This is a genomic window from Catellatospora sp. KI3 (assembly GCF_029948125.1).
Lineage (GTDB): Bacteria > Actinomycetota > Actinomycetes > Mycobacteriales > Micromonosporaceae > Catellatospora.
In genome coordinates this window covers 1-391 of record NZ_JASAMB010000083.1, presented here as the reverse complement: position 1 = coordinate 391, position 391 = coordinate 1, and the positions used below count along the sequence as shown (strand labels likewise).

Genomic DNA, 391 nt, shown 5'->3' with positions numbered 1-391 from the left:
GCTGGACACCGCCTGCCCCAGCCCGTCGGCGCTGGCCCGGGCACGCCGCCGGGTCGGCCCCCGGCCGCTGCGGGCGCTGTTCGAGGCCGTCAGCGGCCCCGTGGCCTGGCCGACCGCCCGCCACGCGTTCTGGCGCGGGCTGCGGACCGTCGCCGTCGACGGCACCACCCTGCACGTGCCCAACGCGTCGGGCTACCCACGACGCCGCAGCGGCCGCACCGCGTGCGGATACCCACTGCTGCGGCTGGTCGTGCTGGTCGAGTGCGGCACCCGCGCACTGCTGGGCGCGGCCTTCGGGCCGGAGAGCACCGGCGAACGCGCCTACGCCCAACACCTGCTCGACCGCCTCCACACCGGCATGCTGCTACTGGCCGACGCCTACTACGACAGC

At 76.7% G+C, this 391-nt stretch carries 1 protein-coding gene; it reads left to right on the top strand.

The genetic code is table 11. The features are described from left to right. Positions 1-391 (top strand): transposase (locus QEZ54_RS36285; RefSeq protein ID WP_281309321.1); only part of this gene is annotated, 391 nt, incomplete at both ends.